This window comes from Exiguobacterium aurantiacum DSM 6208, assembly GCF_000702585.1.
In the GTDB taxonomy this organism is placed as follows: Bacteria; Bacillota; Bacilli; order Exiguobacteriales; family Exiguobacteriaceae; genus Exiguobacterium; species Exiguobacterium aurantiacum.
The window spans coordinates 1511683-1533720 of the sequence record NZ_JNIQ01000001.1 but is presented as its reverse complement, the minus strand read 5'-3'; the positions used below and the strand labels follow the sequence as shown (position 1 = coordinate 1533720).

Genomic DNA, 22038 nt, shown 5'->3' with positions numbered 1-22038 from the left:
CTTTAACGACGGCGATTTTCACCTTTCAACTCGATTTGTGTCGTCGTCGTTGAAATCCGTTGCATGAGCCGTTGCGCTTTCATCTTGTTTTGCGGGGAACCATCGATTGAGAAATGTGTCTCCAGCTCTTCTCCGCTAAAGTTTGAGCTGTATAACGTCGGCAGACGGTGCATCATGCGGTACTGCAAAATGATTCCGAACAATTCGTCACGAACCCATGGGCTGATCGCTTCCGCCCCGATGTCGTCAATCAATAGGACCGGAACGTGTTGGAAAGACGTCAAGAAAGAGTCGAACGAGTCGGTCCGTATTTTCCGTTTCGCCTCGGAGACGAAGCCCGGCGCGTGGACGAGAATCGTCTCGATGTCCGCGACTTTCAACTCATTGGCGATGGCGGCGAGGAGATACGTCTTCCCGACACCGAAGCTGCCGTGTAAATAGAGCCCGTTCACTTTTTGACCGGTCTTCATGCCTGAAACGAATCGCATCGCCTCGCGGAGCGCGATCTTTCTGGCATCATCGGACCAATCGAACGAATCAAAGCTCGCTTCCCGTACTTCTTCAGGCAAGAACAGGCTCTTGAACTTACGGTCCATCTCTTTTTGTCGCCGCGCTTGACGATGCTTCACCGTCTCTTCATAACGGATCGCGACTTGTCCGAGATCGACGTAAAGGACTGGTTGATGACCGGGGATGACGGCATGCTCTTCCACGAGTTTCTTCCCGTCCATTTGTTCGGCGTATTCACTCAACTTCGTGAAGCCGATTTCGATCGCTGACTCGTCCAATTCTGGATGAGCGCGTAAAAATGCGATGATGCCCGGATGCTCGAGGGTTCGCCGGCGAATCGACTCGTACGCTTCCCGCACTTCTTTCCGATTCATCATCTGGGCAAGCGTTTGATTGATGCGTTCCATGTCCCTCATCCTTTCTCTTTCAATTCATTGAGCAGCTTGACGAGCTCGGCGTCGTCTGGCACCGAAGACTCGAGCTCTTGTTTCCGCTTCTGATCGTAGGAACGTTGCTCTTTCGCTTCCTCTTCGAGCCATTTCGGTAGCTCGGTCTGTTGTGTCTTCCGTCTCGCCCCGACTGTCGTCCGTTGCACGTTTTCGCGTTTTTGTTGTTTTTTCTCAATCAAGGCGTCTTGTGTCGCTTCTTGCTCGAGCGCGTCTTTCGCATGGAGGTAACCTGCCGTCTTCCAGCTCGTGGCGATGCGCATGACATAATTTTCACTGAGCCGCGTCTGTTTCTTCACTTCGATACAATAGTAGAACAACGCATTGATGACACTTGGCGCGAGGCCGAGCGTATCGACCATCTCGATGATGAGCTGTTCATCACTCTTCGAGAGCTGCGGCGTCTTCCGGAGCGTCGACACGTATTGATGTGGGTGTGCCGTTTCCATGACGGCGACGTCGTGCAAGTCGCCAACCGCTGCCTTTGTCGTCTCATCCGACTTCACTTTTCGGTGCCGCGTCTGCTTTTTCTTCAATTGAAGAACCATTTGACGGCATCCGTCGCGCTTCTCTTGCTCACTGAGCGGCAAGTACGCTTCGTGGACGAAATACTCTTTCAGCATCTCCGCCATCAATTCTTCATCGATTTGGGAGACGTAGGCAAGTTTCGTGATCGTCTCATCAAGCTTCTTCGTGAAGAAACCGACCGGGAAGTTCGTCAACTTTTTGACGATATCCATGTCAAACGTATAGTTGATTTCAATCTTCGCCCGATCCGGTTTCTCATAGTTCTTTTGCGTGAACGCCATATGATTGACGCCTTTGACGTCGAACACTTCATTAAAGTCTTTCGTCACTTCGACGATGCCCGCCGGGAGCGGATCGATCGTGAACCGTCCTTGCAGCTGTTTGAAGCGAACTTCTCCTACTTTATAAAAGAGAAAACTCGACAACAGCCCGTCATTTAAAAACGTGTGCGGTGCGAGCGGTACACGCAGTTGATAGACGTACTGGGTCACGCGGGCATCTTTCGTCTTGTACGTGCGCACGAGACCGATCGCCTCGAGGCGGAACAAACTGTCCGTCAACTCGTTGATCGAATAATCAAGCAGTTCACAAAGCGCACTGTGCGACATATAGTTCGATTTCATCTTGCCCGGTTTCAACTCGCTCCATAGCGTTTGGTATAACGCGAGCGCTCTCACTCCGATGACCGGTTGGTACAAATGATAGAGTGACTGATACGATTCGCGATCGATGAGTCCGGTACTCATGATCAATAATTCATCGGTTCCGAATATGGTCCGTTCTTTTTCCATAATGATTCTCCCCTGAAAAAGGACGACCAGAAGGCCGCCCCTTTAGTTGGTCGATTTCTCTTGCTTCATTAAATCTTCTAACTCTTTAAAGAACACAGAGATATCTTTAAATTGGCGGTAGACCGAGGCGAAGCGGACGTAAGCCACTTCATCGACACGGGCGAGCTCGTTCATGACGAGTTCACCGACTTGTTCACTCGGAATCTCGGACTGGCCGAGGGCACGTAACTGCTGCTCGACTTTTGTGACGACGCCTTCGAGTTGTTCGAGCGTGACCGGTCGTTTCTCACAGGCCCGTATGATGCCTCGAAGCACTTTCTCACGGCTGAACTCTTCTCGATTTCCATCTTTTTTCACAATGATGAGCGGCGTTTGTTCAACGGTCTCAAACGTCGTGAACCGATAACCGCACTGTTCACATTCCCGGCGGCGTCGAATTGAGTAAAAATCTTGGACAGGACGGGAGTCGAGCACCCTCGTTCCGTTATGATCGCATTTAGGACAACGCATGCTCAGCCCTCCTTATCGTTCGACAGATTGGTTTCCGATGGCACGGAGCGGGAATTTTTGCTCTAACGCCTCATAATACTTCGTGACGAGCGGGCCGAGGTCCGGACCGATCCGACTTTCCCGATTCATCGTGAAATCGACGGCCGTCCGTCCCCCATCGACTTGAATGATTGTAGCGAGTGCGTCCCAGCCCTCACCGTTAAAAGCAAGTTCCCCACGTTCAGAATCGACGCGACGGACCGTTTCGCCTTGTGTTTTGATTTGTTCACTTAACCATGTCAGCACCGCGTTCGGCGACGCCGCGAAGTAACGGGTGCGCAACGCTTCATTTTTATGCGAATCATCAGTTTGAATATGTGTTTGAAACTTATCGAATAATCCCATTTTCCACCTCAACAACTCATTTATATACGTTAAGCATATCAAAATTAAGGCTCCAACAAAACAATTAAAAGGGCTGACCGAAAATCGGCCAGCCTCAAAAGGTCAATCTGATTATTTGCTGATTGCCACTTGCGCTTCAGGAACACGGATTGGTCCCATCCCACGATCAAGTTTGACGTCTTCACGCACTTTCGCATCCAAACCTTCAGCGATATACTGTGACGCTGTAGCCGGATCGATACGATCCCCACATGTGAACACATCGACTGATGCGTAACCATGCTCTGGGAAACTGTGAATCGTTAAGTGTGATTCTGAAATGATAACGACCCCACTTACACCGTGTGGTGCGAATTTGTGGAAAGCGACTTCGCGGACTTCAGCGCCCGAGCGAAGTGCTGCATCGACGAACAAGCGCTCGATGTAGTCGATATCGTTCAATTTGTCGGGATTGCACTCCCAAAGTTCTGTAATAATGTGACGTCCCATAGTATCCATATTAGTGGATCCCCCTTTACATCAATGGTCTCAAAGTAGTTGATGATCACTCACTTTGTGCCTGAATCGCCCACAACCACGGGGGCAAGTTAGTCCAGAGAGGTCCTAACCCTTTAAGTTGCGTTTGTCAGACCAATTGAAGTTCACGAGATTGAGTGTATCGTGTTTGGGACGTCGTTACAAGATATTTGTTTCAATTCTTTAAAAATATTTTCGGTTAAATATATTTTTTTAAGCGTGGGTTTCTTGTCGCCCGATTTGAAGGTAGCTCGCGACCATGTCTAACAGATCGACGACACGGCACGAATAGCCCCATTCATTGTCATACCACGCGAGCACTTTAACATGGTTCCCGCCGAGCACCATCGTCGAATCCGCATCGATAATCGACGACCGTTCGTCACCGTTAAAATCGATCGAGACGAGTGGCTCGTTCGAGACGCCGAGAATGCCAGTCATCTCCCCGTGGGCTGCCCGTTCGAACGCCTCGTTCACTTCGTCGACCGTGACGTCGCGGCGCAGTTCGACGACGAGGTCGACGAGCGAGACGTTCGGCGTCGGGACACGAAGCGCCATCCCGTTCAGTTTACCTTGAAGTTCGGGCAAGACGAGTCCGATTGCTTTCGCGGCCCCGGTCGAAGTCGGTATAATCGAAGTACCACAAGCCCGGGCCCGGCGTAAATCTTTATGTGGATTGTCGATGTTGTTTTGGTCGTTCGTGTAGGCGTGCACCGTCGTCACGAGTCCCGTCTCAATCCCGAACGTCGCGTCGAGCACTTTGACGACCGGTCCGAGGCAGTTCGTCGTGCATGATGCGTTCGAGATGACGTGATCATGCTCCGGTGTGTACTCGCGATCATTGACCCCCATCACAATCGTCCGCACATCACCTTTCCCCGGCGCCGTTAAAATGACTTTCTTCGCACCTGCCGTCAAATGCTTCTTCGCCCCGATATCAGAATTGAACTTCCCCGTCGCCTCGACGACGATCTCAACACCAAGCTCCCCCCACGGCAGCCTTTCCGGATCGCGCTCCGATACGAGCTCGATTCGTTTCCCATCGACGATGAGCGCATCCCCATGCGCCCGTACCGTCAACGTGAACGGCCCGTGGACCGTGTCGTGTTTGATCAAGTGTGCGAGCGTCTCTGCCGGATAACTCGCATTGATGGCCACGACGTCATGCCGTCCTTCGAGCATCAACTTCCGAAACACCATTCTCCCGATACGTCCAAAACCATTGATTGCCACTTTCGTCCCCATTCTAGTTCCCCCTTTTTTTCTGCGTTACGACACCATTATAACGGATAATTGGAAGCGTTTTCACTATCAATCGTCACATTTCTTTCACTTTTTTACAGTTTCAGTTTTGAAAAAGAGGGAAATTTGGTGTAGAGCTTGGAAAGGAGTTATGTATTATGTTTAGTTGGGGAGACTTAGACAAATTCGTCATCTCGTTCTTTATCATTTTACCGATTGTGACAATTATCCATCAGTTCGGGCATTTCTTTTTCGCGAAATTATTCGGAGGATCGCTTGATATGGAGATCGGGACAGGAAAGAAACTATTTAAAATCGGTCGGCTACAGTTTAACCGCGTCTATTTCTATGACGCTTGGTGCCAATTTTCTGACTTGAAGTATAGTAATCGCTTGACGAGGAGCATCGTCTACGCGGGCGGCTCTATCTTCAATCTAGCTAGTATTTTGATCGTGAACGGATTCATCTTGACACGCGAGCTTGAACCGACGATCTATACGTATCAATTCGCATATTTCTCGTTTTATTACGTGTTCTTCTCGCTCTATCCGATCTACTATTCGAACGGACACCCGAGCGATGGCCGCGCCATTTATGACACGTGGCGTAAAGGGAAACCTGAAGCCGACCCGCTCAACTAACAAAAAACGCATCCCGCTTCAAAGATGCAACCATCAAAAAAGAAGGCGTCATTCGCCTTCTTTTTTGATGGTTTGAAACTGTTCGACGAGTCGTGTCACTTGAGGCGGCAGTTCACTTAGCGCTCCGTTGTTATTGATGAGGAAATCGGCATGATGCTTTTTCTCTTCGATCGGCATTTGCGACTGAATGCGCGCGAGCGCTTCTTCTTTCGTCAAACCGTTCCGTTCCATGAGCCGCATCAACTGAATCTCTTCCCGGCAGTAGACGACGACCGTGTAATCGACGAGGTCGCGCATCGTCCCTTCGAACAAGAGGGGAATATCGAAGATGACGACGGTCTCTCCCGCCGCCTCATACCCCCGCATCTCCTCTTCCATCTGTTCACGGATGGCCGGATGCATGAGTTGATTGAGCAGTTGCCGCTTATGAGCGTCATGGAAAATCTCTCGTCCGAGCGCCGGGCGATTCAACTGTTCACCTTCAAAACAACGCGGAAACGCTTCGCTTACAGCGGTGTGCGCTTTCCCGCCTGGTTCCACGACGACACGGGCGATTTTGTCGGCATCGATGATCGGGATGCCTTCTTGTCGGAATAGACGTGATACCGTCGATTTCCCTGTCGCGATCCCACCTGTCAACCCAATCTTCAACATCTTGTCCACCTCTTATTTTTGGCAGTGTGGACAGTAATGTGTGCCCCGTCCACCTAGTTTCATCTTTTCAATTGGGCGGCCGCAGTTTCGGCACGGCTCGCCGGTCTGGCCGTATACGTACAACGTCTCTTGAAACGTACCGGTCGCCCCGTCCGGATTCGTATAACTCCGGATCGTGCTTCCCCCTCGCTCAATCGCCTCGGTCAACACGGCGACCGCTTCTTGACGCACCGCCTCGACCTCTTCAAGCGACAACGAGGCCGCCGGACGCGTCGGGTGAATCCCGGCGCGGAACAGTGTCTCATCGACATAAATGTTGCCTAGCCCGACAAAGATCGACTGATCGAGGAGCGCCGTCTTGATAGCGCGGACGTTCATCCGTTTCATGCGCTCATGCAACGTCTCGGCCGTCACATTCGGGTCGAACGGTTCTAAGGCGAGCAAGGACAGCGGCGGCGTCACATACAACGCTTCATTCGTCTTGATCTCCATCGTGCCGAACTTCCGAACGTCGTTATAGTGAAGCGTAGTCCCATCCGAGAACGTGAAGACGACGTGAGTATGTTTGACCGGACTGACTGTTTCGCCATGCGGATAAAATTTTCCTTCCATCCGCAAATGAGAGACGAGATAACCGTTCGTCAGTTTAAACAAAATAAACTTGCCGCGTCGCTCGACGTCTTGAATCGTCTCGCCGAGCAGCTGTTGTTTCCAAATCTCAGGCTCGTGCCCTCGAATGATTTTTGCGTCGAGCACATCGACGGCTGAAATCGTCTTTCCGGAGACGAACGGCCGCAACCGCCGACAGACCGTTTCCACTTCAGGTAATTCAGGCATAATGACTTCCTTCCTCTAACTTATTTCGTGTCAAACCACGTCTCTCCGAACGACCCGTCCGCACGAAGCGGGACGTCGAGTTTGACGGTGTGTTCCATCGCGCCTTTGACGAGCGTCTCGAGCTCTGTCATTTCTTCTTTCGGCCCTTCAAAGATCAGTTCATCGTGAACTTGAAGCAACAGCTTCGACTGAAGTCCAGACGACCGGAGCGCCGTGTCGACATCGATCATCGCCTTTTTAATGATGTCCGCTGCCGTTCCTTGAATCGGTGTGTTGATGGCCGTCCGTTCCGCGAAGCCCCGCAAATTGAAGTTCCGAGAGTGGATGTCCGGAATGTTGCGACGCCGTTTGAGCATCGTCTCGACATAACCATGCTCTCGTGCGCGCTCGATTGCGGCATCCATGAACCGTTTGACGCCAGGGAATTGCTCGAAGTACGTATCGATGAACGTCTGTGCCTCTTTCCGGCTGATTCCTAAGTTTTGCGATAGTCCGTAGTCACTGATGCCGTAGATGATCCCGAAGTTGACGGCTTTCGCCTGCCGACGCATGAGCGACGTCACTTCTTCTTTGGCGACACGGAACACGTTCGCCGCTGTCGACGTATGGATGTCCTCGTCATGAAGGAACGCCTCGAGCATCTTCTCATCTTGTGACATATGTGACATGATCCGGAGCTCGATTTGCGAATAATCGACCGCATACAGCATCCAACCTTGTTCGCTCGGCGTGAACGCTTTACGAATCCGCCGTCCTTCTTCTAATCGAATCGGGATGTTTTGTAAGTTCGGGTTGACCGATGACAGTCGACCGGTCTGGGTGAGCGTCTGCGTATAACGTGTATGAATCTTCCCGTCCGCTTTGATCACTTTTTGCAACCCTTCGACGTATGTCGACTGCAATTTGCCGAGTTCTCGATAATGCATGATATGTTCGACGATCGGGTGAAGCGGAGCCAGCTTTTCCAATACGTCAGCCGCCGTCGAGTAGCCAGTCTTCGTCTTTTTGACGGGCGGGAGCGCCAATTTCTCAAACAAGATGACACCAAGCTGTTTCGGCGAGTTGATATTGAACGCTTCACCGGCCAGACCATGAATCTCTTCCTCAAGCTGACGGATCCTGCCGCCGAGGTCTTCTTCCATCACTTTTAACGTCGCGACATCGACGTGGATACCGGCCCACTCCATCTCGGCGAGCACCGCCACGAGCGGACGTTCTAAATCTTGGTACAAGGAGGTCTGCTCGTTTTGATCGAGTTCGGCCGAGACACGGTCGAATAGTGAGAGAATCGCCATCGCCTTTTCCGCGACGTGCTGTTCGAAAATGTCTTGCTCCGGTACGTGGCGTTTCGCCCCTTTTCCGTAGACAGCCTCGTCTTCCGGAAGGGTGTAGTCAAAATGAGCGGCAATCGAATCGAGCGTCGTCCCACCTGACAAGTTTAGAAGATATCCGGCCACGAGCAGGTCTTCATAGCCAGCGAGCCTTAATTCATGACGCTTCAATTGAATGATCGTCTGTTTTGCGTCTAAGCAGATGGTTTTCCTTGCCTCATCGGCCAGCCACGACTTCACGGCCGGTTCGCTTAACAACGACACGTCCCCGACCGTCACTCCGGCTTTCGAGGCGATCGCCACACCGATGATGTCGTCTTCGAAATAATCGTCTCGTAATTGTTCAAGGAACAAAACGGCTTCCGTCAAATCTTGTTGTTCGATGCTGACCGTCGTCACTTCTCGTGCTTCTGTCGCCTCTTCGGTCGTCGCTTCCGTGTTCAACTTGCCGAGGAGAGACTTGAACTGGAGGCTCATGAACAACGGCTTCACTTTCGCCGCATCGTACGGGTGGAACTGTAAATCGTCGACGTCGACGTCGATTGGGACGTCCGTATAAATCGTCGCGAGCTGTTTCGACATTCGAGCTTCCTTTTCATTCGCCTCGACTTTTTCTTTTTGCTTCCCTTTCAGTTCATGCGTATGTTCGTATAGCCCTTCGACCGAACCGTAGTTTGAAAGCAGTTTAAGCGCCGTTTTCTCACCGACACCCGGTATACCAGGGATGTTGTCGGATTTATCACCCATCAACCCTTTCAGGTCGATCATCTGGCGCGGCGTCAATCCGTCGTAACGTTCTTGGAAAGCAGATGCGTCCATCGCTTCGACATCTGTGATCCCGCGTTTCGTTAAGTAAACTGTGACCCGATCATCGATCAGTTGAAGTAAGTCTTTATCTCCCGTGACGATCGTCACCTGGTCAAACGCTTCTCGCTTCGAGAGCGTCCCGATGATGTCATCGGCCTCGTATTGATCGAGTTCGAGCACTTTGATCCCGAACGCCTCGCACAGTTCACGCACGATCGGGAACTGCTCACGGAGCTCGCCCGGCGTTTTTTGCCGACCGCCTTTATAGTCGGCGAACGTATCGTGTCGGAACGTCTTCTTCGACGCATCGAACGCGACCGCGAAATGGGTCGGTTGCTCGTCTTCCATCAATTTCAATAGCATCATCGTGAACCCATACACGGCATTCGTGTTTCGTCCCGATGCATCCGTCATCGGAGGCAGTGCAAAAAACGCACGGTACGTCAGTGAGTTTCCATCGAGGAGCAGTAATTTATTCATGATCCAACCTCCATTCTCTTCTGTATCCATCATATCATACGGGCACATGCGTTCGAAAAAAAAGACCCTTTTCTAATTACTAGAAAAGGGTCAATCTTTCCCGCCCGCGTGGAGATGAGCACCGGGTGGGACACGAGATGATGAAGAGGTCTCACCACTAGAGTAGCACTTGATTGTAAAGAACGTATGAACGGGACGTGAACTCATTGTTAAGGGAGCGGGAACTCGATCGTGAACGTCGTCCCTTCCCCTTCGACACTGTCGACTTCAATCGTCGCATGATGCAGATCGACGATATGTTTGACGATGGCTAGACCGAGTCCGGTCCCTCCCGAATTACGACTCCTCGCCTTATCGACTCGATAGAACCGCTCGAAGATGCGACCGACTTCTTTTGGATCGATCCCGATACCGTTATCTTTGACAATCAGTCGCGCCGTTTGCTCTTTCCGTTCGACCGCGATCTCGACAAGACTTTCTTCCGGCGAATAGTTGATGGCGTTCGCCACAAGGTTCATGATCACTTGTTTGATTCGATTCAAATCGGCTTGTAAAATGACTTCCCCGTCGTGCCGGGTCTCAAGATGGATCGATTTCTTCTCGGCTTTTTGACTTAAGACGAGGCAGACTTCCTCGACCAGTTGATTGAGCTGCACCGGAGCGAACTCTAGATGAAAATCTTCTCGCTCGAGCCGTGACAGTTCGAGCAAGTCCTCGACGAGCATTTGCATGCGTGTCGCTTCTTTTTGGATGATATCGAGGAACTGATCTCTTAGTTCCGGAACTTCTTTCGCCCCGTCGAGAAGCGTCTCGCTGAATCCGCGAATCGATGTGAGCGGTGTTTTCAACTCGTGACTCACGTTGGCGACGAAATCTTTACGCATTTTTTCAAGTCGCTTCAACTCGCTAATATCGTTGAACAGTAGCGTCGTGCCGCGAAGCATGCCCGTGTCACTAAAGATCGGCGCGGCCGATACCATGTACGTCCGTTGATTGAACCCGGTCCGGATGGATAACTGACGTCGATGCGGTTCTTCCGTCAAATAGACGTCCTCAATCAACGTCTCGACGTCCGGACTTGGCAAGATGCCATGATAAAACTGACCAATCATCAGCTCATCATACTGAAACATATCCCGGTATGAACGGTTGACGAGCGTGACGATGCCTCGCTCATCGACGAGCAACAACCCCGCCCCCATATATTCGATGAGCGACTCGAGCCGTGCCCGTTGTACCGCCTCACCGAGCGAGATCGTTTCAAGGTTTCTTGCGAGCACGTTGATCGAGCCGGCGAGACTCCCCGTCTCTTCGTCGTTCCGCAACTCATACACTCGGGCCCGATAGTTCCCGTCGGCTAGCTCCCTTAAGACGATCGTCGCCTCATCGATCGGTCGGATGAACTGATTCGTCAAATTGTGGAGGACGAATAAAATGATGAAGAATGAAAAGAACAACGCGAACGCGATCGTCAGCCAAATTCTCGTGTAGACGTTCTCTAAGTCTGAAATATACCGAATAAAACTAAGGTAGACCGTCTCACCTGAAGACAGCTCAATCGGTTTCGTGAATTGAATCAAGTCGTCCCGCGTCGCATTCCCGAATTCTCCATCCGGTGAGATCGTCTCTGCGTCGATGCGGTATTCAAACGTCCCCACCCGAAACGGCGTCCCGGCAATCACTTCCATGCGCCGATTGAGCAATAGGATGTCAAAACTGCTCGCGTCGTCGATTTGGCCGACGTAGTCTTGAATCTCTGCCAACTCACTCCCATCGAGATATAACGCGGCGAGCTTCGCATCCTCTTTCAACCGGTCGCGCTCCGAGTCCAAATAGAAATCTTTAAACAACTGACCGAGCACGATGCCGAGCGTGAGTAGCACTCCGGTCACGAGCAAGATGAGCGTCGTCAAGAAACGCGAACGATACGTCTTCATTCGGCCATCGGTTCTTCCATCTTATATCCGAGACCACGAATTGTTTTAATATACGTCGGCTTCTTCGTCACCGGCTCGATTTTTTCTCGCAAGTGGCTAATGTGAACGTCGACGATCCGCGTGTCTCCGACGAAATCATAGTTCCAAATCGCCGACAGCAGTTGGTCGCGTGTCAAGACACGGCCTTTGTTTTTGGCGAGATAGGCGAGCAGTTCGAACTCTTTCGGCGTCAATTCCAACCGCTCACCTTTTTTGAATACTTCATAGTTCGAAGGAACGATTTTGACGTCCCCGATCTCAATCGCATCTTGATCACCTGCCGCCACTTCTGCCGGCGTCGAGCGTCGAAGAATCGCCTTCACTCGCGCGACGACCTCGCGCGGGCTGAACGGTTTCGTCAAATAGTCGTCCGCTCCAAGTTCAAGCCCTAACACTTTATCGAACTCGTCATCTTTAGCCGTCAGCATGAGAATCGGTGTGTTCACTTTTTGCTGGCGCAGTCGTTTACACACTTCAAGACCATCCATTTCCGGCAACATCAAATCGAGGACGATGAGTACGGCATCTTGTTTTTCGGCAAGTTCGAGCCCGGTCTTACCATCATGGGCGGTCTCCACTTCGAAACCGGCTTGTTCTAAATTAAACTTCAATAACGTCGCAATCGATACTTCATCATCGACGACAATCACTTTATCGGCCACACTTGTTCCTCCTCTAATCACTTCTTATCACACTACCCATTTTACAAAGCAATGCGCCATCACACCAACTTCAAAGCAAATCTTTACAAAAACAAAACAAATCCACTATCTGTTTCAAGTGTAGCACGACGTGTCTCGTCCGTGCCGCAACAAAAAGACCTGCTTGCGGCCGCAAGCAGGTCTTTCAAATCATGTAAGGACGTTCAAAACCGAACGGACCGAGTCGGCTGAGCGTTTCAACGCCGCCGTCTCTTCTTCCGTCAATTCGAGTTCGAGCACACGTTCAATTCCGTTCGCCCCGAGAATCGTCGGCACGCCGAGATAAAGATCTTCGAAGCCGTACTCCCCTTCGAGGTAAGCGATCGCCGGTAAGATGCGACGCTGGTCTTTTAAGATTGCCTCGACCATCTCGACGATGGCGGCTGCCGGCGCATAGTAGGCCGAGCCGTTACCGAGGAGTTGCACGATCTCACCGCCGCCTTTACGCGTCCGATTGACGATCGCTTCAATCCGGTCGGCCGGTAACAGTTTCTCGAGCGGGATGCCTCCGGCGTACGAGTAACGAATGAGCGGCACCATGTCGTCGCCATGTCCGCCGAGGACAAAGCCGGACACGTCTTTCACCGACACGTTCAACTCGGCGGCGACGAACGTGCGGAACCGAGCCGTATCGAGCACGCCCGATTGGCCGATGACACGTTCTTTCGGGAAGCCCGACTCTTTGAACGCGGCATACGTCATCGCATCGACCGGATTCGTCAAGACGATCAAAATCGCTTCCGGTGAATAGCGGGCCACTTCTTTCGTGACCGCCCGCATCACCTTCGCGTTCGTCGAGACGAGGTCGTCCCGACTCATGCCAGGCTTACGCGCAATGCCGGCCGTGATGACGACGATGTCCGAATTAGCCGTATCGGCGTAATCCGACGTCCCTGTGATCCACGCGTCAAACCCTTGGATCGGCGCCGTCTCTTGCATATCGAGCGCTTTCCCTTTCGTCGGGTTCTCCATCTCTTTCATATCGAGAAGGACGACGTCACCTAACTCTTTTTGAGCCAAATACAGTGCCGTCGTGGCCCCCGTGAAGCCGCTACCGATGACCGAAATCTTATTGCGTCGAATCATTGTGCTCTCCCCCTTGGTTTTACTGATGACTTACATGTTGTTGATCAGTTCATCCGCAAACTCTGAACACTTCACTTCTGTCGCACCGTCCATGAGACGGGCGAAATCGTACGTGACGACTTTCGAGGCGATCGATTTCTCCATCGCATTGATGATGAGGTCTGCCGCTTCGTTCCAGTTCATGTGACGAAGCATCATCTCACCTGACAAGATGACCGATGACGGGTTCACTTTGTCGAGGCCCGCATACTTCGGTGCCGTGCCGTGTGTCGCTTCGAATATCGCATGGCCTGTCACATAGTTAATGTTCGCACCAGGCGCGATACCGATTCCACCGACTTGAGCAGCGAGGGCATCTGAGATGTAGTCCCCGTTCAAGTTCATCGTCGCGACGACGTCGAACTCGCGTGGGCGTGTCAAAATCTGCTGGAGGAAGATATCTGCGATCGAATCTTTCACGATGATCTTGCCTTCCGCCTCAGCCTTCGACTGGGCTTCATTCGCAGCCGCCTCACCAGACTCTTCTTTGATGCGGTCGTATTGTGCCCATGTGAACACTTTATCGCCATACTCTTCTTCCGCGAGCTCATAGCCCCAGTTTTTGAAGGCGCCTTCTGTGAACTTCATGATGTTTCCTTTATGGACGAGCGTGAGCGATTTGCGGTTGTTCGCGATCGCATATTCAAGTGCCGCTCGAACGAGACGTTTCGTCCCTTCCGAAGAAACCGGCTTGATCCCGATTCCTGACGTTTCCGGGAAACGGATCTTGTTGACGTTCATTTCTTCTTTCAAGAACGTGATCAACTTCTTCACTTCGTCGCTGCCTGACGCGTATTCGATTCCCGCGTAAATATCTTCTGTGTTCTCACGGAAGATGACCATGTCCGTGTCTTCAGGGCGTTTGACCGGTGACGGCACGCCTGTGAAGTAACGAACCGGACGAAGGCACGTGTACAAGTCGAGCTCTTGACGAAGCGCGACGTTGAGTGAACGGATTCCACCGCCGACTGGAGTTGTGAGCGGACCTTTGATGGCGATCAAATATTCACGGATTTGATCGAGCGTCTCGTTCGGGAGCCATTCCCCTGTTTGGTTGAACGCCTTTTCGCCAGCAAACACTTCCATCCATTCGATCTTCTTCTCGCCGCCGTAAGCTTTTTCGACAGCCGCATCGAAGACGCGGACCGCAGCGTTCCAAATATCTGGGCCTGTGCCGTCGCCGATGATGAATGGAATCGTTGGTACGTTCGGTACTTGAAGTGCACCATTTTCTACTGTGATTTTCTGACCTTGTGTCAACATATGAATCCCCCTAAGTACATTACTGTAGGCCGGCGTATTCGCCGACCTACGTCAATTGTTAGTTTACCAAAGTTTATGTCTAAATTGTGACTTGAACTTTCGAATCCGCTCAGCGTTCGTTCATCGGAACGTACGAACGATGCGCTTCTCCGACGTATTCGGCACGTGGACGGATGAGGCGGTTGTCCGCATACTGCTCGAGGATGTGGGCAATCCATCCAGACATCCGCGACACGGCGAAAATCGGTGTGAACAACTCTTCATCGAGGCCAAGCGCGTAATACGTCGAGGCCGAGTAGAAGTCTACGTTCGGCTTCAACCCTTTTTCTGTCTCGACGAGATGATCGATCTTCTCAGACATCTCATACCATTCCGGTTCGCCGATTTGCGCTGTCAACTGACGGCTCATCTCTTTTAAATGTTTCGCCCGCGGGTCGCCGTCCTTATACACACGGTGACCGAAGCCCATGATTTTCTCACGGCGCTCGAACTTGCCGCGAACGTATTCTTCGACTTTATCGACCGATTCGATTTCGTGGAGCATTTTCATGACGGCCTCGTTAGCACCACCGTGAAGCGGTCCTTTAAGCGCGCCCATCGCGGCTGTCACACCTGAATACATATCCGATAACGTCGCCACACAGACGCGTGCCGTAAACGTTGAGGCGTTCAGCTCGTGGTCGGCGTGAAGGATGAGTGCTTTATCGATCGTCTTCTCAGCAACCTCGCTCGGTTCTTCTCCGTTCAACATGTATAAGAAGTTCGCTGCATACGACAACCCTTGCTTCGGCGCGACCGGTTGCTCGCCTTTACGAAGACGGGCGAACGCCGTCACGATCGTCGCGATTTGAGCCTGAAGACGAATCGCCTTGCGCATGTTCGCTTCTTCGCTCATATCTTCTGATTCCTCGTCGTAAAGTGCAAGTTGCGATAGCGCGGTCCGGATTGTCGCCATGGCGTTCGCCGATTTCGGCGCCCGCTCGAGCGTCGCGATCACATCGTCCGGCAACTTCGCCTCTTTCACGAGCGCTTCAGAAAGTGTTTTCAATTCTTCCGCTTTCGGAAGCCGATCGTTCCATAATAAGAAGACGACTTCTTCAAACGTGGCGTGGTCCGCCAAATCATCAATTGTGTATCCTCCGTAAGTCAATTGTCCGTCAATGATCGAACTAACTTTTGAGGCCGCTGCCACAATCCCTTCTAACCCTTTTGTTGTTGACATCCATAACTCCCCCTCAGTCTTTAAAAGTGGTCGACCGCATCATACAGTCTGTTTATAGGGAATAAGGACGGCTGTCGAACGCTTTCCCCTTGACCGTGTTTCGACGTCACACCGCCCTGTCCTTCATTCAGTATAAACAATTTACTGAAAAAAAGAAATGTAAGCGTATCCAGTCGTTAAATTTTGTCAGAACCATTTCTCCACCAGGCTATAGCCTCCCAAAATGAGGGCGGCGATGCCGGCTCCGACGAGCGGTCCGACCGGCACTCCTTTCATGAAACCGACCGCGAGAATCGTTCCAGCCAGGAGTGCAGTCGTGACGACCGGGTCGACACGCATGAGTTGGACTCCTTGTCCGGCTGCGAGCGCGACAAAAATTCCGGAAGCGAAAGCGACGATGCCGACCGGCCCTTTAATACTATTCCACAATTCTCTAAAACCTATGTCACCAGTTGCGATCGGAACGAGCACGGCAATCGTGATGATTGTCACGCCCCAATGAATTCCTTTTGAGGCGAGCGTCGGAAACAATTGGTCACCGAACCCGATCGCCTTGATGATCAACAACACACTGCTCGCGATGATGACCGATTGGTTATGGGAAATGACCCCGATCAAGACGAGCAGCAACAAGAATAAATATGCACCCATACGTCTCCTTCTTTCTAAATGGAAAAAGAACCGACCTCGAGATAAGGTCGGTTCGATTGGCATTGGATTACGCGTTATAAATCTTACCAGTAAGTGGGTCGATTGAAATCATTTGACCGTCACGGAGTGTGGCTGTCGCAGATTCAACACCGACGATCACTGGTTTACGGAGCGATGGTCCGACGATGCCGGCGTGGCTCGTCAATCCGCCGTCTTCCGTGATGATTCCAGCCGCTTTTTCGATCGCTGGCATCATTTCTTTATCTGTGAACGGTGCGACGAGGATCATCCCGTCTTTCGCTTTCGCGTTCGCCTCGTCCGCATTGTTAGCGACGACAACTTCCCCGACGAGTCCGCGCTCACCGATTCCGCGCCCGTTTGCGAGGGCGTGGCCGACGATGTGGATTTTCATCATGTTCGTTGTTCCTGCAGTCGCAGCCGGGATACCTGCCGAGATGACGACGAGGTCGCCGTCTGTGACAAATCCTGCGTGACGTGCTGCTTCAGATGCTTTCACCAACATTTCATCCGTGTTGTTCGGCATCGTGTCAGCAACGATCGGGTATACACCCCAAACGAGGTTCAACTGACGTGCGACGCGCTCAGATTCAGTGACCGCGATGATGTTCGCTTCTGGACGGTATTTTGCCGTACGGGCAGCCGTGTAACCAGATTGTGTTGGTGTCAAGATCGCTTTCGCGTTCAAGTTGATCGCTGTGTGGGCAACCGCTTGTGAGATCGCATCCGTCACGGTGTGCTCACTGCGCTTCTGACGATCTTTGAGCAAGTTTTTGTAGTCGAGCATGCGCTCTGTACGAACAGCGATCGCTGCTTGCATTTGAACTGATTCGATTGGGTAGTCACCAGCAGCCGTCTCACCTGAGAGCATGACCGCATCTGTACCATCAAGGATGGCGTTAGCGACGTCCGATGCTTCCGCACGAGTCGGACGCGGGTTACGTTGCATTGAATCAAGCATTTGTGTCGCTGTGATGACCGGTTTACCAAGGTCGTTACACTTCTTGATCAATTCTTTTTGAACTGGCGTGACTTCTTCTGTCGGGATCTCGATACCGAGGTCTCCACGAGCGACCATCAAACCGTCAGAGATTGCCAAGATTTCTTCGATGTTGTCGACGCCTTCTTGGTTTTCAATCTTCGGATAGATTTTAATGTGTGACGCATCGTGCTTTTCGAGAAGTTGACGAATCTCAACGACGTCAGATGCACGACGTACGAACGATGCTGCAATCACATCGATATCTTGTGAAATACCGAATTCGATGTCAGCGATGTCTTTGTCCGTAAGGGCAGGAAGGTTCACTTTGACGTTTGGCAAGTTTACGCCTTTCTTCGTCTTGATGATTCCTTCGTTTTCGATAAGGCAGCGAAGTTCGCGGTTCGGGAGCTTCTCAACGACAAGGAGTCCGATTAATCCGTCATCGAGCATGATGCGTGAACCGACTTCAACGTCCTCGTAAAGGCCTTCGTATGTGACCGAGAAACGATCTTTCGTACCGACGATTTCTTCTGTCGAAACGATTGTCACCTCTTTACCTTTTTCAAGAAGTGCTTTGCCGTCTTCGAACGTATGCGTCCGAATCTCAGGACCTTTCGTATCAAGAAGCACGGTCACGACTTTGCCAGCGGCACGTGCTGCTTCACGGATATCACGGATGCGGGCACCGTGCTCTTCGTAGTCACCGTGTGAGAAGTTAAGACGAGCGACGTTCATACCGGCTTCAATCATTTCTGGAAGAAGCTTCTCTGAAGCTGGTCCAATCGTACATACAATTTTCGTTCTACGCATAAATAAAAACCTCCTAGGGGATGTTATTGCAATTGCACACAGAAAACGGGAGGGCATGCGACCTGATCCCGTCTCTGTGAAGTTCACTGTGCTTAAATCGACAACTGGTTCGAAAGATCGATCAACTTCATATCAATCGTATGCTTGTTATGATCGAGCGCCTCGTCAATGTCGAGATCCATCATTTGACCGGCACGAATACCGACGACACGTCCAGCCTTGCCTTCGAGCAAGATCTCGACGGCGTAAGCACCCATGCGGCTCGCGAGGACACGGTCAGCGGCGGTCGGGGAACCACCACGTTGGATGTGACCGAGAATCGTCACACGCGTCTCCGAGTTCGTCTTCTCCGCGATGAGCTTTCCGATTTCCTCGGCACTGCCGGCGCCTTCAGCGACGACAACGATCGAGTGCTTCTTACCGCGGGCGACACCGTGATTAATGCGTTCCACGATCGCGCTTAAATCTTCCGGACGTTCTGGGACGAGAATTGATTCTGCCCCACCGGCCAGACCTGCGAAAAGCGCGATGTCTCCAGCGTCACGGCCCATCACTTCGATGACGTATGTCCGTTCATGTGAAGATGCCGTGTCACGGATTTTGTCGATCGCATCGAGCGCAGTGTTGAGCGCTGTGTCAAATCCGATCGTCGCATCCGTACCCGGGATATCGTTGTCGATCGTCCCAGGAAGCCCGATTGTCGGGAATCCAAGTTCCGTCAACTTTTGAGCGCCACGGTATGAACCGTCTCCGCCAATCACGACGAGTGCGTCGATGTTAAATTTCTTCAATTGTTCGACCGCTTTAGCGCGACCTTCTTCTGTTCTGAATTCAGGGCAACGGGCCGAACGTAGGAACGTTCCTCCGCGTTGAATGATATCGCCGACTGAGCCAAGGTTCAATTCGACGAGGTCGCCCTCGATCAAACCTTGATAGCCGTTATACACACCGTACACTTCAAGACCTTCGAAAATTGCTTTTCGGGTCACGGCACGGACTGCAGCGTTCATTCCGGGAGCGTCTCCCCCACTTGTCAATACCGCAATTCGTTTTAAATTCACGTCACTCACCTCTTATGTGTTTTAACGAAATCTGAAAATAAAATACCATGTCTGACCTTTGTTTTACAACACAAGTATGTGAAAAAAAAACAAGGGGTCCTCATCGAAACAGTCATTTGGTGAACGGTTGATTGTGAATGCGAAGCGGTTGTTACCGTTTTCACGAGCCAATTGTGCCAATTTGATGATATTTGTCAGCACGACCGTTCAACAGTTCGGTTTGAGCGTGTTGCATCAACTCGGCGATGTGTTGTGTTAATACAGGTTTCAAGAGTGACGACTGTAATGACACATCCATATGCGCTCCGCCGAACACTTCTGTGACGACTTCATCGACAATCCCTAATCCATATAAATCTTGTGCGGTAATCTTCATCGTTTCGGCTGCACGTTCGGCCAGTTTCGCATCTTTCCATAGAAGCGCGCCCGCACCTTCCGGCGAGATGACCGAATACGTACTGTTCTCGAGCATGAGCAGTCGGTCGCACACACCGATGCCGAGTGCGCCACCTGAGCCACCTTCTCCGATTACGACCGAGACGATCGGTGTCTTCAACGTCGCCATCTCGAACAAGTTACGCGCAATCGCTTCACTTTGTCCGCGTTCTTCGGCCGCTTTACCCGGGTAGGCCCCTTTCGTATCGATGAACGTGATGATCGGGCGGTTAAACTTCTCCGCCTGTTTCATGAACCGGAGCGCCTTTCGATACCCTTCCGGATGGGGCATCCCGAAATTACGCGCCATGTTCTCTTTCGTGTTCCGCCCGCGCTGATGACCGATGATCGTCACTGGCTTGCCATCGAGTGTGGCGATGCCGGCGACAATCGCCGCATCGTCATAGCCGTGGCGATCGCCATGGAGCTCGATAAAGTCAGGGAACAGACGCTCGATATAATCAAGCGTCGTTGGTCGTTTCGGGTTGCGTGCCAATTGCACGCGATCCCACGGTTTCATATTCCCATAAATATCTTTTTCTAATCGGTGCAGCTTCGCTTCGAGATGCCGAATCTCGCGGGACAAATCAATCCCTTTCGTCTCAGCGGTCTCACGTAGCTTCTCGAGCTGTTCATTCACTTCTTTGATTGGATCAAACACGGTCTACACCCCCGCCATGTAACGTGATCATGTTGTGTAAAAACGAACGCATTTGTTCGCGATGGATGACGGCGTCCAATTGGCCCGCCTCCAATAAAAATTCGGCTGTTTGGAAGTTGTCTGGTAATTTTTCACGGATCGTCTGTTCGATGATACGTCGACCGGCAAACCCGATCAACGCACCTGGTTCGGCCACATTCAAGTCACCGAGCATCGCAAAGCTTGCCGACACGCCACCCGTCGTCGGATGGGTCAAGTAAGAGATGTAGAGCAACCCTGCTTCATCATGTTGCTTCAACGCAATCGACGTGTTCGCCATTTGCATGAGGCTGACCATTCCTTCTTGCATCCGCGCACCGCCTGATGCGGTGAACAAGACGACTGGCAATCGCTCGGCCGTTGCTTGTCGAACAGCCGATGCGATCGCTTCACCGACATACGCCCCCATCGAGCCCATCCGGAACCTCGCGTCCATGACACAGACGACGAACGGATGACCAGAGATGCTCGCGCGGCCACAGACGACCGCTTCCTCGATTCCAGTTCGCTCCCTGTCTTTCGCTAACTTTTCTTCATAATCTGGAAAATCAAGCGGATTCGTTTTTACTTCCGGTCCTGAGAATTTCTCGAACGAACCGGCATCGACGAGCATCGAGATCCGCTCATCGGCACTGAGTGGAAAATGATAACCACAGTCACATACTTTATGATTTTCGTTTAACTGTTTCGTGTAATGCATATATTTACAAGATGGACATTTTGTCATTAACCCTTGCGGCGCATCGATTTTTGGTTCTCGCTGACGCAACGGCATGTATCGTTTTGGTTTCTTGAAAAAAGCAGTCATCGCTTCCCCCTCGTTCATTCCGGCATCCCCACTTTACGCCACATCTCCAACAATTCCATTCGTTCTTCTAACGTATACAAGTCGCCGGCGTCCGTTCCTTCATAAAACCGGTTGACCTCGCTCCATATGCGGATGAACAACTCGTTCTTCAAACCGAAGACGAGCTGTTGACGAAAAATCCGGTCTTCGTTCAGGTTCGACTCGAGCGCCTGCACACGTTCTCGAGTTGGCTCGACTTCCGAGAACGCCAAACGTTCAAGCAACCGCAACATCTCGACGATGTCGGTCGCTTTCGTCTGTTTCGTCACGATGAACTCGGACAATATTTCGATATAGCGGTGCCGGTCTTGTTCACACAAGAACGTCCCACCTCCGTGTCTCGTCTCGACGATCCCAAGGAAACTGAGCGCGCGCAACGCCTCTCGTACCGAGGCCCGGCTAATCGACAGCGTTTCCGCGAGCTCGCGTTCGGATGGAAGCCGATCTCCGGGCGTGAGCGCCGCCTGGACGATCAATGAACGGATTTTAGAAATGTTTTCGTGAAATGAGGATGCGTGTTTTCCATGCATCTGACCGTTCAACTCCCTTTTTGAATGGTATTATCTCTAA

21 protein-coding genes are annotated in these 22038 nt (G+C 51.6%); 1 reads left to right on the top strand and 20 read right to left on the bottom strand.

Features of this window, described 5'->3' with window-relative positions; translation table 11 throughout:
• Positions 1-2 precede the first annotated feature (2 nt).
• The 6 genes from dnaI to P398_RS0108055 all read right to left on the bottom strand — a co-directional run bounded on the left by dnaI (position 3) and on the right by P398_RS0108055 (position 4930).
• Complete coding sequence (gene dnaI, locus P398_RS0108080) at positions 3-917, bottom strand: primosomal protein DnaI (RefSeq protein ID WP_024371394.1); 915 nt, start codon at positions 915-917, stop codon at positions 3-5.
• Between the two features lie 5 nt (positions 918-922).
• Positions 923-2275 (bottom strand): DnaD domain protein, encoded by a 1353-nt coding sequence (locus P398_RS0108075; RefSeq protein WP_024371393.1) that lies wholly within the window; start codon positions 2273-2275, stop codon positions 923-925.
• A 42-nt stretch (positions 2276-2317) separates the two neighbouring features.
• Entirely contained in the window at positions 2318-2785 is a 468-nt protein-coding gene (nrdR, locus tag P398_RS0108070) for a transcriptional regulator NrdR (protein ID WP_024371392.1), read from the bottom strand.
• 12 nt (positions 2786-2797) lie between these two features.
• The gene (locus tag P398_RS0108065) at positions 2798-3169 is read right to left on the bottom strand and encodes a hypothetical protein (RefSeq protein WP_029334720.1); all 372 of its coding nucleotides are present in this window, start codon (positions 3167-3169) and stop codon (positions 2798-2800) included.
• Positions 3170-3280: 111 nt separating this feature from the next.
• A complete protein-coding gene (speD, locus tag P398_RS0108060) occupies positions 3281-3667 on the bottom strand; it encodes an adenosylmethionine decarboxylase (protein ID WP_024371390.1) in 387 nt (128 codons plus the stop codon).
• A 231-nt stretch (positions 3668-3898) separates the two neighbouring features.
• On the bottom strand, positions 3899-4930 hold the full coding sequence (locus P398_RS0108055; protein WP_029334719.1) for a glyceraldehyde-3-phosphate dehydrogenase: 1032 nt from the start codon (positions 4928-4930) through the stop codon (positions 3899-3901).
• A 155-nt stretch (positions 4931-5085) separates the two neighbouring features.
• On the opposite strand from P398_RS0108055, the gene P398_RS0108050 reads away from it, so the two are divergent.
• On the top strand, positions 5086-5568 hold the full coding sequence (locus P398_RS0108050) for a site-2 protease family protein (RefSeq protein ID WP_029334718.1): 483 nt from the start codon (positions 5086-5088) through the stop codon (positions 5566-5568).
• A gap of 48 nt (positions 5569-5616) precedes the next feature.
• On the opposite strand, the gene coaE is transcribed toward P398_RS0108050, so the two are convergent.
• From coaE to P398_RS0107980, 14 genes are all read right to left on the bottom strand, one after another.
• On the bottom strand, positions 5617-6222 hold the full coding sequence (gene coaE / locus P398_RS0108045) for a dephospho-CoA kinase (RefSeq protein ID WP_024371387.1): 606 nt from the start codon (positions 6220-6222) through the stop codon (positions 5617-5619).
• 12 nt (positions 6223-6234) lie between these two features.
• Positions 6235-7059, bottom strand: coding sequence for a DNA-formamidopyrimidine glycosylase (mutM, locus tag P398_RS0108040; protein ID WP_024371386.1), 825 nt, complete (start codon positions 7057-7059; stop codon positions 6235-6237).
• A gap of 20 nt (positions 7060-7079) precedes the next feature.
• Positions 7080-9677 (bottom strand): DNA polymerase I, encoded by a 2598-nt coding sequence (gene polA / locus P398_RS0108035; RefSeq protein WP_029334717.1) that lies wholly within the window; start codon positions 9675-9677, stop codon positions 7080-7082.
• A 209-nt stretch (positions 9678-9886) separates the two neighbouring features.
• Positions 9887-11614 (bottom strand): two-component system histidine kinase PnpS, encoded by a 1728-nt coding sequence (gene pnpS / locus P398_RS0108030; RefSeq protein ID WP_029334716.1) that lies wholly within the window; start codon positions 11612-11614, stop codon positions 9887-9889.
• Complete coding sequence (locus P398_RS0108025; RefSeq protein WP_029334715.1) at positions 11611-12315, bottom strand: response regulator transcription factor; 705 nt, start codon at positions 12313-12315, stop codon at positions 11611-11613. The genes pnpS and P398_RS0108025 overlap by 4 nt, the downstream gene beginning before the upstream one ends.
• Positions 12316-12504: 189 nt before the next feature.
• Positions 12505-13440 carry a malate dehydrogenase gene (gene mdh / locus P398_RS0108020; RefSeq protein ID WP_024371382.1) on the bottom strand — a complete coding sequence of 312 codons (936 nt, stop codon included), beginning with the start codon at positions 13438-13440 and terminating at the stop codon, positions 12505-12507.
• 30 nt (positions 13441-13470) lie between these two features.
• Positions 13471-14739, bottom strand: a complete 1269-nt coding sequence (gene icd / locus P398_RS0108015; RefSeq protein WP_024371381.1) for an NADP-dependent isocitrate dehydrogenase — start codon at positions 14737-14739, stop codon at positions 13471-13473.
• Positions 14740-14851: 112 nt separating this feature from the next.
• A complete protein-coding gene (gene citZ / locus P398_RS0108010) occupies positions 14852-15964 on the bottom strand; it encodes a citrate synthase (protein WP_024371380.1) in 1113 nt (370 codons plus the stop codon).
• A gap of 186 nt (positions 15965-16150) precedes the next feature.
• Entirely contained in the window at positions 16151-16615 is a 465-nt protein-coding gene (locus P398_RS0108005; RefSeq protein ID WP_029334714.1) for a DUF441 domain-containing protein, read from the bottom strand.
• 67 nt (positions 16616-16682) lie between these two features.
• On the bottom strand, positions 16683-18425 hold the full coding sequence (gene pyk, locus P398_RS0108000) for a pyruvate kinase (RefSeq protein WP_029334713.1): 1743 nt from the start codon (positions 18423-18425) through the stop codon (positions 16683-16685).
• 92 nt (positions 18426-18517) lie between these two features.
• The gene (gene pfkA / locus P398_RS0107995) at positions 18518-19486 is read right to left on the bottom strand and encodes a 6-phosphofructokinase (protein ID WP_024371377.1); all 969 of its coding nucleotides are present in this window, start codon (positions 19484-19486) and stop codon (positions 18518-18520) included.
• A 160-nt stretch (positions 19487-19646) separates the two neighbouring features.
• Positions 19647-20582: an acetyl-CoA carboxylase carboxyltransferase subunit alpha gene (locus P398_RS0107990; RefSeq protein WP_029334712.1), complete on the bottom strand. Its 936-nt coding sequence runs from the start codon at positions 20580-20582 to the stop codon at positions 19647-19649.
• Positions 20575-21429: an acetyl-CoA carboxylase, carboxyltransferase subunit beta gene (gene accD / locus P398_RS0107985; protein ID WP_029334711.1), complete on the bottom strand. Its 855-nt coding sequence runs from the start codon at positions 21427-21429 to the stop codon at positions 20575-20577. The genes P398_RS0107990 and accD overlap by 8 nt, the downstream gene beginning before the upstream one ends.
• Before the next feature lie 14 nt (positions 21430-21443).
• Positions 21444-21998: a FadR/GntR family transcriptional regulator gene (locus P398_RS0107980; protein ID WP_029334710.1), complete on the bottom strand. Its 555-nt coding sequence runs from the start codon at positions 21996-21998 to the stop codon at positions 21444-21446.
• Positions 21999-22038: the final 40 nt, after the last annotated feature.